The sequence below is a fragment of the Allobosea robiniae genome, from assembly GCF_900102525.1.
Classification (GTDB): Bacteria; Pseudomonadota; Alphaproteobacteria; order Rhizobiales; family Beijerinckiaceae; genus Allobosea; species Allobosea robiniae.
This window is the reverse complement of sequence record NZ_FNBZ01000004.1, coordinates 162939-176337: the sequence shown is the minus strand read 5'-3', so window position 1 is coordinate 176337 and position 13399 is coordinate 162939. Positions and strand designations below refer to the sequence as shown.

General features: G+C 67.4%; 12 protein-coding genes. 5 read left to right on the top strand and 7 right to left on the bottom strand.

All coding sequences use genetic code 11. The features are described 5' to 3' along the window. The first annotated feature begins 34 nt into the window (after window positions 1-34). The 5 genes from BLQ70_RS12680 (at window position 35) to BLQ70_RS12660 (ending at window position 5308) form a co-directional block, all read left to right on the top strand. Window positions 35-1663, top strand: coding sequence for a thiamine pyrophosphate-binding protein (locus BLQ70_RS12680; RefSeq protein WP_244512003.1), 1629 nt, complete (start codon window positions 35-37; stop codon window positions 1661-1663). Further along, the gene (locus BLQ70_RS12675; protein WP_091857274.1) at window positions 1663-2859 is read left to right on the top strand and encodes an OpgC family protein; all 1197 of its coding nucleotides are present in this window, start codon (window positions 1663-1665) and stop codon (window positions 2857-2859) included. Before BLQ70_RS12680 ends, BLQ70_RS12675 begins: the two co-directional genes overlap by 1 nt. Window positions 2860-2929: 70 nt before the next feature. Then, window positions 2930-4327 (top strand): tetratricopeptide repeat protein, encoded by a 1398-nt coding sequence (locus BLQ70_RS12670; protein ID WP_091857273.1) that lies wholly within the window; start codon window positions 2930-2932, stop codon window positions 4325-4327. Between the two features lie 20 nt (window positions 4328-4347). Beyond that, the gene (locus BLQ70_RS12665) at window positions 4348-4833 is read left to right on the top strand and encodes a DUF6789 family protein (RefSeq protein ID WP_091857272.1); all 486 of its coding nucleotides are present in this window, start codon (window positions 4348-4350) and stop codon (window positions 4831-4833) included. A gap of 4 nt (window positions 4834-4837) precedes the next feature. Beyond that, entirely contained in the window at window positions 4838-5308 is a 471-nt protein-coding gene (locus BLQ70_RS12660; protein WP_091857271.1) for a YHS domain-containing (seleno)protein, read from the top strand. A 206-nt stretch (window positions 5309-5514) separates the two neighbouring features. On the opposite strand, the gene BLQ70_RS12655 is transcribed toward BLQ70_RS12660, so the two are convergent. The 7 genes from BLQ70_RS12655 to cpaB all read right to left on the bottom strand — a co-directional run bounded on the left by BLQ70_RS12655 (window position 5515) and on the right by cpaB (window position 13293). Next, complete coding sequence (locus BLQ70_RS12655; protein ID WP_061971695.1) at window positions 5515-6492, bottom strand: type II secretion system F family protein; 978 nt, start codon at window positions 6490-6492, stop codon at window positions 5515-5517. Between the two features lie 8 nt (window positions 6493-6500). After that, window positions 6501-7478: a type II secretion system F family protein gene (locus BLQ70_RS12650; RefSeq protein WP_091857270.1), complete on the bottom strand. Its 978-nt coding sequence runs from the start codon at window positions 7476-7478 to the stop codon at window positions 6501-6503. A gap of 27 nt (window positions 7479-7505) precedes the next feature. After that, on the bottom strand, window positions 7506-8957 hold the full coding sequence (locus tag BLQ70_RS12645) for a TadA family conjugal transfer-associated ATPase (protein ID WP_091857269.1): 1452 nt from the start codon (window positions 8955-8957) through the stop codon (window positions 7506-7508). A gap of 80 nt (window positions 8958-9037) precedes the next feature. Further along, the gene (locus BLQ70_RS12640; protein ID WP_091857268.1) at window positions 9038-10303 is read right to left on the bottom strand and encodes a CpaE/TadZ family protein; all 1266 of its coding nucleotides are present in this window, start codon (window positions 10301-10303) and stop codon (window positions 9038-9040) included. Next, window positions 10303-11049, bottom strand: coding sequence for a CpaD family pilus assembly protein (locus BLQ70_RS12635; protein ID WP_091857749.1), 747 nt, complete (start codon window positions 11047-11049; stop codon window positions 10303-10305). Before BLQ70_RS12635 ends, BLQ70_RS12640 begins: the two co-directional genes overlap by 1 nt. 34 nt (window positions 11050-11083) lie before the next feature. Further along, window positions 11084-12523, bottom strand: coding sequence for a type II and III secretion system protein family protein (locus BLQ70_RS12630; protein WP_091857267.1), 1440 nt, complete (start codon window positions 12521-12523; stop codon window positions 11084-11086). Beyond that, window positions 12520-13293, bottom strand: a complete 774-nt coding sequence (gene cpaB, locus BLQ70_RS12625) for a Flp pilus assembly protein CpaB (RefSeq protein WP_091857266.1) — start codon at window positions 13291-13293, stop codon at window positions 12520-12522. The genes BLQ70_RS12630 and cpaB overlap by 4 nt, the downstream gene beginning before the upstream one ends. Window positions 13294-13399: the final 106 nt, after the last annotated feature.

Sequence of the window (13399 nt, the reverse complement as noted above, 5' to 3'; positions counted from 1 at the left end):
GAGAGAGACGATGCGTCACGAACGGATAGCGGCCGTGGAACCGACTGGAGCCGATCCGGAAGAATTCGTGACCGGCGCCGATCTCCTGGCGGCCCGGTTGGCGGCGGCCGGCACGACCCATGCCTTCGGCATCCCCGGCGGCGAAGTGCTGGCGCTGGTCGATGCGCTCGAACGCGCTGGAATCCGCTTCCAGCTCGCGCGGCACGAGAACGCGGCCGGCTTCATGGCGGAAGGGCTTTGGCATGCGACCGGCGCGCTGCCCGTGCTGGTCGCGACGCTGGGTCCCGGCGTCGCCAATGCGGTCAATGTCGTCGCCAATGCCCAGCAGGACCGCGTGCCCCTGATCGTCGTGACCGGCTGCGTCGACCAGGCTCTGGCCGAGAGCTACACGCATCAGGTCTTCGATCATCAGGCCGTGCTGCGCCCGCTGGTGAAGGCGAGCTTCCGTGTCGCGCCGGGCACCGAGGACCTTGTCGTGGCCAAGGCCGTCGCCATCGCCCGGCGCGGGCGGCCGGGACCGGTCCATATCGACCTGCCGATCTCGGTCGCGGAAGCCCGTACCACCAGGCGCACGGCGCCAGCCGTGCTCTCCGTGGCGCCTTCCGTCCCGGCCGATCTTCGGCCTGCGCAAGCGCTGATCGCCACCGCGCAGCGTCCTCTGGTGATCGCGGGGCTCGATCTTGTCGGCCAGGACGGCGCAGCGGTTGCGCTCGACGAGTTCCTGGCCCGCATCGGCGCGCCGCTGCTCACCACCTACAAGGCCAAGGGGCTGGTGCCGGAAGATGATCCGCGCGTGATCGGGGCCGTCGGCCTTTCGCCCAGGGCCGACGCAATCGTCCGGCCGCTGATCGAGGCCGCCGACCTGATCGTGCTCGCCGGCTACGATCCGATCGAGATGCGCCAGGGCTGGCGAAACCCCTGGCCGGCCGGCACGCCCGTTATCGATATCGTTGCGGAGCCGATCCAGCACGGCATGCATCATTCCAGCCTGTTGCTCGAAGGCGATGTCGGCATGACGCTGACGAGGCTCTCGGAAGAGCGGGTGGCGAAGGCAAGCTGGCCGGGCGGCGAGCCTGCCGCGATCCGTACGGCCTTCCGCGCCGCCTTCGCCGCTCCCGACGGATGGGGGCCGCATGCGGTCTTCGAGACGCTACGCCGGGCCGCGCCGGCCGGCATCATCGCGACCGCCGATTCCGGGGCGCACCGCATCCTGCTCAGCCAGATGTGGGGCTGCGACGGCCCGCGCCGCCTGCTGCAATCGAGCGGATTCTGCACCATGGGCTGCGCCCTGCCGCTGGCGATAGGCGCGGCGCGGGGCTCTGGCCGGCCGACATTGTGCTTCGTCGGGGATGCCGGGCTCGAAATGGTGCTGGGCGAGCTGGCGACGCTGCGCGATCTCGGCCTGCCGGTGATCGTCGTCGCGCTCGTCGATCGGGCGCTCGGGCTGATCGCTCTGAAGCAGCGCCAGCTCGGCCTGGTCCGCGCCGGCGTCGATATCGGCGAGACAGATTTCGCCGCCATCGCCCGCGCAATGGGCGGGCGCGGCGCCACGATCGACGACCGCGAAACGCTGGCGCGCGAGGCGGAGGCGGCCCTCCGCCGCGACCGCTTCACTGTGCTCGCCTGCCGCATCGACGCTTCCAGCTACGAGGGAGCGTTCTGATGGCCGCAGCCTCCACCGCTCCCGCGAAGCGGCCTCGCGACGAGCGACTCGACCTCTTTCGCGGCTTGACCATGCTGATCATCTTCGTCGCGCATCTGCCGGAGAACAGCTGGAACGGCTGGATTCCCGCGCGCTTCGGCTTTTCCTCCGGCGCGGAGCTCTTCGTCTTTTGCTCCGGCATCGCCAGCGCGCTCGCCTTCGGCAGCGTCTTCACGCGTCGCGGGTGGCGGCTGGGTACGGCGCGCATCGCCTACAGGATCTGGCAGGTCTACTGGGCGCAGATCGGCCTCGTGCTGGCGCTGATCGCGCTCGCCGCCGCGCTGGACCGGTTCCTCGGCCTCGCCGTGGTCGCGCAGCAGTTCCAGCCGCTGCTCGCCGATCCCGAGAACGCTCTGCTCGGCCTTGCCACGCTCTCCTGGCAGCCGGACTATCTCGACATCCTGCCGATGTATCTCGTCATCCTGGCGCTCGTGCCCGTGATGATGCTGGGGCGTCGGCTCCATGCCGCCCTGCCGTTCCTGATCGCGGCAACCCTCTATGCCGCGGTTTGGGCGACCGGCCTCAATCTCTCCGGCAACCCGTGGAACGGCGCCGGCTGGTTCCTCAATCCGTTCGCCTGGCAGTTCATCTTCTTCATCGGCTTCTTCATCGCCATGAAATGGCTGCCGATGCCTCCGCTTGGTGACCGGCGATTGATGCTGGCGGCCGCGCTCTTCCTCCTGCTCTCGGTGCCGCTGTCCTTCTGGGGCATCCTGGAACACTGGCCGTTGGCGCAAGCGGCTCGCGATCTCGTCATCCCGGCCAGCGAGAAGACCGACCTGCATATCCTGCGCGTGCTGCATTTCCTGGCGCTGGCTTATCTCGTGCTGAGTCTGATCGAGCCCTGGCGGGACCGGCTCGATCGCGGCGCAGGCCATCTGCTCATCCTGATCGGGCGGCAGTCGCTCGCGTGTTTCCTGGCAAGTGTCGTACTGGCGCGGCTGCTGGGCACGATCGCTGATATGGCCGGGCGCAGCGAGCCTGTCGTGGCGGCGCTCAATCTCACTGGCTTCGCGCTGATCCTCGTCACCGCGCTCGTGGTCGGCTGGTTCAAGAGCGCGCCATGGGCTGGCCCGGGGCGCAGGCCACTCGCCGGGCCGCGGAGCGAACCGGCCGCGCAGGCCCCGCTGACAACACGGGTCCGTGAAGCGAGTTGAACGCCGTTTGATCGCGCCGTTGCGAACTCCCTGACGAGCGCCCTTCACCGGCGCGGCAATGGAGCAGCCCATGTCTTATGCCGTTCATCACGACCTCTCCGGCGATCGCATCACCGTCTTCAACGACGCCGCGCGCCTCGCCTGGAACGACATGCTCGAAGCGCTGATGGCCCACGCCGCCGCGACGCCCGAGCATCTCGCCCGGGCGCTCGCCGCCGACCCGGATTTCGCGCTGGCCCATGCCGCCAAGGGGCTGATGCTGCTCTCGCTGGCCCGTGCCGAGCTCGTCGCCCCGGCCCGCGAGTGCCTGGCCAGTGCGCGCGCGGCGGCGCTGTTGCGGCCGGTGACGCGGCGCGAAACGATGATCGTCGAGGCCCTGGCATTCTGGCTCGACGATCAGCCGCGCCGGGCGGCCGAACGGCTGGAGGCGATCCTTCTCGTCCATCCCTTCGACGTTCTGGCGCTCAAGCTCTCGCATGGGCTGCGCTTCATGCTCGGCGACCAGGGCGAGATGCTCGCGACGCTCAACCGTTTCGCGCCAGGCTTCGGCGAGAGCCATCCGCTCGCCGGCTTCGTCCATGGCTGCCATGCCTTCGCGCTGGAGGAGCGCGGCTTCTATGCGCAGGCCGAGCGTATCGGTCGCCGTGCCGTGGCCTTGAGCCCGCGCGACGCCTGGGGCCGCCACGCCGTCGCCCATGTGCTGGAGATGACGGGGCGCGCCGATGAGGGCATCATCTGGCTCGGCGACGGGCGCGAGGTTGCCCACGCCAACAACCTGCGCTTCCACATCTTCTGGCATCTCGCGCTGTTCCGTCTGGAACGCGGCGAGACCGCCGAGGTGCTGCGGCTCTATGACGAGGAGATCCGGGCCGAGCCGACCGACGATTACCGCGACATCGCCAACGGCGCCTCGCTGCTCGCCCGGCTCGACTATGCCGGCGTCGATATCGGCGATCGCTGGGAAGAATTGGCCGCCAAGGCCGAGGGGCGCATCCATGACGGCCGCCTCGTCTTTGCCGATCTGCACTATGCGCTGTCCCTGCTCGGCGCCGGCCAGGCCAACGGGGCCGAGAGCATCGCCCGCAGCCTGATCGAGGATGCGGAAGCGCATCCCAGCAGCGAGCGGCGCGATGCTGCCCGTCACGGCGGGCTGGCTGCCTTCGGGCTGATCGCCTTCCATGAGGGCGATTATGACGAGGCCGCCCGTCTGCTCGGCTCAGCCCGCAACGGCTTGATCGCGATCGGCGGCAGCCATGCCCAGCGTGACCTGTTCGAGCAGGCCTATGCCGAGAGCCTGATCCGCGCCGACGAGCACGAGCGTGCCGCCGAAATCCTCACTGAGCGCCTCAGGCGCCGCGGCGGCTCCAATCTCTTCGCCGCCCGCCGCTTGGCGCAGTTGCACGGCAGCAGAGCCGGGCGGCTCGCAGGTCTCGCCATCGCTTCCACCCCGCTTGCCATCGCCCACTGACACCGGAAAGGACCCCTGCCATGACCACCGCGACCATGACCCGCAGCTTCGCGCTGCCCTCGACCCGCACTGTCATCAACCTGGCTCTCGGCGGCTTTGCCGGCCTCGGCTTCTGGGAACTGTTCTCGGCCGTACCGACCGCCTGGTTCGCCGAATTTCCGCTGGAACCGCCGGAGCTGGTGAAGTCGCTCTTCTATCATCAGCTCGGCCTGACGATCTCGACGCCGACCGCCAAGCTGCTGCATTTCACGACCGGCTTTCTGTTCTATCCGCTCGGCTACTGGCTCCTGACGCGCCGGGTGAAGAGCTTCGGCATGCCGGTCGATGGCTGGATCTGGGGTGTGATCACCTATTTCATCGCGCTCGCCTTCTTCGCGCCGTTGGCCGGGCAGCATTTCCTGCTGAACGACGTGCCGCGCCTCTCCTTCATGAGCCTCATCGGCCACGCGCTCTACGGCTATCTCGCGGCCTATGTCTTCGAGGCTCTGGAAGCGCGCGAGAGGTGACGCCATGCTCGACAGACGCGCCTTCATCGGTCTCGCCGCGGCGGCGCTCGCTGCCGGCGGCGAGGTCCGCGCCGAGGCTCGACGCCCGGTCAACACGCTCGGCTCGCCGGATGGCGTCGCGATCCGCGGCTACGATCCCGTCGCCTATTTTCGCGACGGAGGTCCGCGGCTCGGCAAGCCGGAATTCGCGGCCCATTATGGCGGTGCGACCTGGCGTTTCGTCAGCGCCGAGCACAAGGCACTGTTCGAGGCCGATCCACAGCGCTACCTGCCGGCCTATGGCGGCTTCTGCGCCTATGGGACTTCGCGGGGGTATCTCGTGAAGATCGAGCCGGAAGCCTGGTCGATCGTCGATGGACGGCTCTACCTCAACTACGACCTGAGCGTACGGAAGACCTGGCTCGGGCGGACCAGGACCTATATCGCCCGCGCTGACGGCAGCTGGTCGCGCTTGACGACGAAGGATATCCGTTAGGTTGCATGAGAGCTGCGCGCCAGAAATCTCATTCAAGGCCTGATGCGTTTGAAATCAGGTCAGCAACTGTAATTGCGGGGGGTTTTTGGCGTGCACTAGCCGCATATCGGTCTCACCCGCGTGAGATTCGTGCATGCTCCAGTCTCACCGTGAGCGAGGCAGTCTCATCTTGAATGAGATCCGACAGGCATGGCGGTCGATCGACCTCACTTCCACTTGAAGACCTGAATCAGCGCGGGCGTCATGATGATGACGAACAGCACCGGCAGGAAGAACAGGATCATCGGCACCGTGAGTTTCGGCGGCAGCGCGGCCGCCTTCTTCTCGGCCGCGTTCATGCGCTGGTCACGGCTTTCCTGTGCGAGCGTGCGCAGTGCGGTTCCCAGCGGCGTGCCGTAGCGCTCGGCCTGGATCAGGGCCGTCGAGACCGACCGGACGCTTTCGAGGCCGGTGCGGAGCGCGAGGTTCTCGTAGGCGATGCGGCGGTCGGAGAGATAGGAGAGCTCGGCGGTGCACAGCGCGAATTCCTCCGCCAGCGGAACCGACTGATTGCCGATCTCGCCGGAGACCTTCCGGAAGGCATGCTCGATCGACATGCCGGCTTCCACGCAGATCAGCAGCAGGTCGAGCGCATCCGGAAAGGCCTGGCGCATCGACGCCTGCCGCTTGCCGGCCTGGTTCGTCAGGAAGACCTCCGGCGCCTTGATGCCGATATAGGCGCCGGCGATGGCCATGGCGATCTTGACCGCGAAGGGCTGGCCGAAACCGTTGATGGCGAAGACGTAGAACAGTGTTAGCAGGAACAGCCCGACCGGCACGGCGAGACGGAAGAAAAGGAAGGTGATCTCGGCCTGGGGGCCGCGATAGCCGGCCATGGCGAGCTGCTTCTTGGCGTTTTCGGTGCCGAGCCAGTCGCCCAGCTTGAACCGCTCCACGATGCGCCGCATGTAGGCTTTCGGCTCCTGCCGCAGCGAGACCTTCTCGTTCTGCCGGTTGAGCCGTTCACGTTCGCGGGCGCGGATCTTCTCGCGTTCCGTCGCGACGTTCTTCATCCGCTTCTGGAGGCTGTTGCCCTCGGTCAGCGGAATCGCGATCGTCAGCACGGTCGCGGCTGCCGCGATGGCCGCCAGCAGGCCCATCATGAACTGCGGATTGGTGACGGCGCTGGCGATCTGGGAAATCATCGTCCGCCTCAGATCTCGAAGTTGATCATCTTGCGCATGACCAGGATGCCGATCAGCATCCACAGGCCGCTCGCGACCAGCGCGACCTTGCCGGAATTGGTGATCCAGAGAAGCTCGATATATTTCGGGGTGGTGAGCCAGACGAGGAATGCCACGATCGGGGGCAGCGATCCGATGATCGCCGCCGAGGCCTTCGCCTCCGTCGACACGGCCTGGATCTTGTCGCGCATCTTGCGGCGTTCGCGCAGCACGCGCGAGAGGTTCCCGAGGGTTTCGGACAGGTTGCCACCGGTCTTCTGCTGGATGGCGATGACGATTCCGAAGAAATTGGCCTCGGCACAGGGCATCCGCTCGAACAGCTTGACCGTGGCCTCCGACAGCGGCAGGCCCAGCGCCTGTCCCTCGATGATCATTCTGAACTCGCTCTTCACCGGCTCCACCGCCTCGTTGGCGATGATGCGCAGGCAGTCGTTGACGGGCAGGCCCGCCTTGATGCCACGCACGATGACGTCGAGCGCGTTGGGGAATTCGGCCCCGAACTTCTTCAGTCGCTTGATCTTGCAGCGTTTCAGGAACCAGGCGGGGATGCCGAAGCCGCCGATGAAGAGACCGGCGAGACCGAGGACCCAGGTTCCGCTCGCGAGCCACAGCGTGAGCCCGAGCACGGCCGCGACGCCCGCGCTGATCGCGTAATATTTCCTGGCGGTCCAGGTCAGTCCGGCCTGGGCGATGCGCTGCTCGAGCGGGACCTTGTTGCGCGCGTTCTCGCGGTCCTCGAGTTCCTTGAGGCTTTGCGCGACCTGGCCGCGCTTCTGGCGCGCCTGTGCCTCCCGGTCGATGCCGCGAACCGTGCTCGGCCCGGCGAATTCCTTGCGTCGCTTCTCGGCGCGCTTTTGGCCGCTCAGCGTCGGATACAACAGCGCATAGACCACGCCGCCGACGGCGAACATGGCGAGCAGGGCGACGGCGAGCGTGCTCGTATTCATGCCCCGCCTCCCGGTAAGGCCTTCCGCTCAGACGGCATTGCTGACGCCCGCGTCTTCGAGCTGGTCGAGAGCGGCGGCGAGGCGCTGGTCCTCGTTGAAATAGCGCGCGCGCTCCCAGAAGCGCGGCCGTCCGACGCCGGTGGCGCGGTGCCGGCCGATGAGCTTGCCGGCGGCATCCTCGCCGACGATATCGTAGAGCATCAGGTCCTGCGTCGTGATCACTTCGCCCTCCATGCCCATCACTTCGGTGATGTGGGTGATGCGGCGCGATCCGTCGCGCAGGCGCTGGGCCTGGATGATGACGTCGACCGAGGAGCAGATCATCTCGCGCAGAGTCTTCGAGGGCAGCGAGAAGCCGCCCATGGTGATCATCGATTCGATACGGCTCAGGCACTCGCGCGGCGAGTTGGCGTGCAGCGTGCCCATCGAGCCGTCATGGCCCGTGTTCATCGCCTGGAGCAGGTCGAAGGCCTCGGGTCCGCGCACCTCGCCGACGATGATACGCTCGGGGCGCATGCGCAGGCAGTTCTTGACGAGATCGCGCATCGTCACCGCGCCGGTGCCTTCGAGATTGGGCGGGCGGGTTTCGAGCCGCACCACATGCGGCTGCTGGAGCTGGAGCTCGGCCGCGTCCTCGCAGGTGATCACGCGCTCGTCATGGTCGATATAGTTGGTCAGGCAGTTGAGCAGCGTCGTCTTGCCCGAGCCCGTGCCGCCGGAGATGACGATGTTGCAGCGGACGCGCCCGATGATCTTGAGGAGCTCGGCGCCCGGCGGCGAGATCGCGCCGAACTTGACGAGCTGGTCGAGCGTCAGCTTGTCCTTCCTGAACTTGCGGATAGTGAGGGCCGGGCCGTCGATCGCCAGCGGCGGCGCGATGACGTTGACGCGCGAGCCGTCGGCGAGGCGCGCATCGCAGATCGGCGAGCTTTCGTCGACGCGGCGGCCGACCTGGCTGACGATGCGCTGGCAGATATTCATCAGCTGGGCGTTGTCGCGGAAGCGGATGTTGGTGAGCTGGATCTTGCCGGCGGTTTCGATGAAGGTCCGGCCGGCGCCGTTGACCATGATGTCGGCGATGTCGTCGCGTGCCAGCAGGGGCTCGAGCGGTCCGTAGCCGAGCACGTCGTTGCAGATGTCGTCGAGCAGTTCCTCCTGCTCCGCGATCGACAGCACGACATTCTTCAGCGAGATGATCTCGTTGATGATGTCGCGGATTTCCTCGCGGGCGGATTCGGCGTCGAGCTTCGCGAGCTGCGACAGATCGATGGCCTCGATCAGCGCCCCGAAGATCGTGCTCTTCATCTGGTAGTAGTCTTCGGATCGCGGGGTCGTCTCGGCGACCGGCGTGATCCTGCGCTCTTCCGCGGCGGCCTGAACCGGCTCGGGCTTGCTGCGCGGCGCAGCCGGCATGGCTGCGGGCGACCTTGCGCTCAGATTGGGCGCGTGACCTGCGCCTGCGGATCGCTTGCCGAACATCTCGTCACTCTCCCGCCCGGTCCGGGCCGGTCTCTTGCCTGGTGAGCGGGCATCGTCCCGTCATCGTCGGTTCCTGCCCGTCACGAGGCCTTGCGGCGCTTCAGCTTCGCGACGAACGGTTCGAGCAGGCTGCGCCGGCCCCGCTTGGCTTCGCCGCGTCCGGTCAGGGCGCTGGCGATCTGGGTGAAGGCCTCGGTCGCCTTGCTCCCGGCCTGCACCTCGGCGATCATCTGGCCGTTGTTGGCAGCGGTACCGAACAGGTGGGCGTCGAACGGAATCGTGCTGAGCACGTCGATACCGAGCGCCTTCGAGAACTCTCCGGCATTGATCTCCGGCCGTTTCGGGACGCCGACCCGGTTGAGGACGAGCCGGGCGACGGCATCGTTCGGCCGCGTCGCCCGCGACAGGTCGATCAGGTTCTTGGCGTTGCGCAGGGAGGCGAGCTCCGGCTCGGCGACGATGACGATCTCGTCGGCGCTGAGCACCGTGCGCTTGACCCAGGCGCCCCACTGGTGCGGCACGTCGAGGATGATGCAGGGCACGCTGGCGCGCAGCAGATCGAGGAGCTGTTCGAGTGCCTCCTCGTCGAGATCGATCGTCCGGTCCAGCACGGCCGGGGCGGCGAGCAGCGCGAGGTTGTCGCTGCAGCGCGAGAGCAGCCGGTCAAGCAGGTTGGAATCGAGGCGCTCGGGTGCGAACACGGCTTCGGCGATGCCTTGCGGCGGGTCCTGGTTGAAGTTCAGGCCGGCCGTGCCGAAGGCGATGTCGAGATCGACGATGACGGTCGAGGCGTCGAGATTGCGGGCGATCGCCCAGGAGACGTTGTGCGCGACCGTCGAAGCGCCGACGCCGCCCTTGGCGCCCATCACCGCGATGACGCGGCCGAGATTGCGGGCCTCCGGGGCGACATAGAGCTCCGACAGGGTGCGCAGGACGTCGAGGGGCTCCAGCGGCGCGATCAGGTACTCGCTGACGCCGCGCCGGATCAGGTCGCGATAGAGCTGGACGTCGTTGACATGGCCGATCACGACGACCTTGGTGCCGGCGTCGCAGCTTTCAGACAGCGATTCGAGATGCGAGACCAGCGTCGCCGGGTCTGCCACGGCTTCGAGCACGATGATGTTGGGCGTCGGGGCCGAGCGGAAGGCCTCGACGGCGGCAGCCGGGCCGCCCATCTGGACGCGGGCATGCGCCTTGTCCATGCGCCGGTCGGCGACCGCGGCCTGCATGGTCGCGGCAATGGCCGGCGTTTCGCAGAAGGCCTGCAGCGTGATGCGCGGCAACGGTGCGATGGTCTCGTCGCTGGGCAGCTCGATCGCCGAATTCTCGCGGGTTTCGGAATGCATCAGTTGCCGCCTCCGACCGTGGAGTTGATCTGCGGCGTCGCCTGCCGGTACTGGGTCGAGGGGTCCTTGCCTTCGCGGATCTTCGTGATGGCGCCCATGCGCTTGACGATGTCGGGGCGGCCTTCGTCGCGCGACCGGACGAGATCGATCGGATCGGCCACCTGTGCGGCCAGCGTCGCCTGCGAGGAGCAGCCGAGATTCCAGTAGGGTGCGTTCGAGGACGAGAACCTGAACTCGGAGCTGCCCAGGTCTGTCGGCCATTGTCCGCAGCGATGCGGCACGCTCGCCTGGAGCGAGGCGAAGGTCAGGCGGATCGGCGAGGCCAGGCCCGGATCCTGAACCGGGTAGCTGCGGACGCTGAGGATGCCGGGCGAAACGCCGCCGCGCGACAAGGCCGCCCGGATGCCGTTCAGCGTATCCTGGGTCGCATGGTCGCGGTGGGCTCCGGTCGGGACCTCGGCCACCAGGCCACCCTTGCCGGAGCGGCGGAATTCGCGGGCGAAGCTGGCGACATCCTCGGCCTGCCTGATATCGAGTCTGCCGCCGGAACGCCCGACGAAGACGTCGAGCGAACGGGGGGCGTCGCGCAGGACGATCGGGTGCCGCTCGCGCACGTCGTCCGGCCCGAAGGCGAGCGTGTCGCTCTCCGCCGTTCGCTTGGCGCAGCCGCCTAGGATGGCGCCGAGCGCCAGCACGGCGACGATCAGGCGCGGTCCTGTCGAGTCGTTCCGGTGGGAAACCGTCATGGTCGGGCCATCCATCATCGTTGTCGCCGGGCGCTCAGTCGGCGATGAAGCCGACGCGGCCCTTGTAGGCCTGGGGAATCGGGCCGCCGCCGCTGCCGTAGATCTTGTTCAGGCGGCCGAGCAGGATCGCCTGGGAGTCGTGCGTTTCGACGAAGCCGTCATCGGGCCGCTGGACCTCGGTCGGCTGCATCGGCTTGGCGATGTAGGGCGTGACCGTGATCATCAGCTCGGTCTCCTCGCGCTGGTAGTCGCGCGAGCGGAACAGCACGCCGATGATCGGCAGGTTCATCAGGCCGGGCAGGCCGTTGATCGAGCTCTTGGAGACGCGCTGGATCAGGCCGGCGGTGGCCAGCGTGCCGCCGGATGGCAGCTCGACCGTGGTGTCGGACTTGCGCACGCGGAAGGCGGGGACGGTGACGGTCGGCTGGCCGGAGCCGCCCTGGAGCACGATCTGGTTCTCGAAGTCGAGTTCGGTGACCTCGGTCGCGATGCGCATGCTGATCTTGTTGGCCGAGAGCACGATCGGCGTGAAGTTCAGGGCGACGCCGATGGGCTTGTAGGAGACGCCGAGCGAGCAGACGGCCTTGGACGGGTCGCAGGTGTAGCCGGTCGGGATCGGGACCTCGCCGCCGGCCGTGAATTTCGCGCTCTCGCCCGAGATCGCGGTCACCGTCGGTTCGGCGAGGACGCGCGCCATGCCGGCCCGTTCAAGGGCGCGCAGCGTGAAGTTCTGGGAGTTGCCGATGCCGGCGCCGATCGCCGAGGCGGACAAGGCCTGCGGCGAGAGCGAGAACGGGTTGTCGATCGAGGGCGTGATGGAGAAGTTGCCGAGCTTCCATTCGCCGCTGGAATTGATGCCGAGCTGCTTGATCGCCTTGCGCGAGACCTCGGACACCGTGACCTTCACCATCACCTGGTCGCGGTCGCGGATGGTCAGCGAGTTGATGACCGTCCCGCTCTTTCCTGTCGCGTCGCTGCCGACGAAGGCCTTGGCGATGTCGACGGCCTGGGTCGCATCCGAGGCATCGGGCACCGTCCCGACGAGCAGGATCGAATCGCCCGCCGGCTTGATCTCGATCTGCGCGTTCGGCAGCGCCGTGCGCAGTGTCTGCCTGAGAACGTTGAGGTCGCGCCCGACATTGATGTCGAGCGCGGTGATCTGCTGGCCGTCGCCATCCATCACGAACATCGAGGTCGCGCCGTCGGCGATGCCGATCACGAAAAGCTTGCGCGCCGTCCGGACGACCGCGTTGGCGACCTTCGGGTTGGCGACGAAGACCTCCTTGGCGTCGCGCGGCAGCTCGACGATGAGCGAGCGGCCGATCGAGAGGTCGAGCTTGCGGGAGATCGCGTTCTCGCTCGAGCCGACATTGATGACGGGAGCGGGGCCGCTCCTGCTCGACTGGGCGGCGACGCTGCCGGCGGCGAGGGCGAGCGCGAGAGCCGTCGCGATGCGGAGAGAAGATCTGATCATGGCTTCACGCTCTTCGAGGTCACACCGTAGCGCACGAGCGTCATGGAGTTGTCTGCCTGGGTCGGTGGCGCGGTTTCGTTGGCATCCTTGAGGCTGCGCAGGGCGAGCGAGAGCGTGCCCGTCTTCTGGGCCTGGACCAGGCTCTCGACCTGCCCGGGCTCGACTTGCAGCGTGGCGGTTTCGCCAACCACGACCTTCTCGCCGTTGCGTTCCTGCACGTTCTGGCCGATGGCCAGCACGCGGATGTTCCGCAGGATGACTTCGCTGGCGTAGGATTCCTGGCCGCCCGCTGCTTCGCCGCGCTCGGTGGAGATCACGTCGACGCGGTCGTTGGGGAGGATGAAGCCGCCGGCGGTGTTGGCACCGCGGCTGTCGGTCGAGATCGCGACGGCGCGCATGCCCGCGGGCAGGACGGCCGAGAGAAAGCCGGTTCCGTCCGTTTTGATCAACTTCTCGCGGCGGATCGGCTCGGCGCCGAGGGTGGCGTAGCGCGACACCTGCCCGATGATCTCCTTTTCGGCTTCGGGCGCTTCGTCCTTGCGGATGACGCCGGCCGGTACGCTGGCCAGCGGCCAGTCGAGCCAGCGCAGGTCGTTGGCCGTCACCGTATTGCCGACGGGAATCTCGGCCGCCGCGACCAGGACCGGTACTGTCGGCGCCGGCTGGATCTTTGCGACGGGTGCGGGGGCCTTGGGGCCCTGGACGAGCAGCGCTGCACCCAGCCCTGCCAGGAGTGCGACCACGAGAATGATGATGCGTGCGGGACTCATTTGACGGTCGACCCTCAGCCAAGCGTGATTGGCTCTCGTCCCGGATCGTCGTCTGGAAACGTCAACTTATGGTTAACTGGACGTATATTTTTGAAATTCGCTTCCG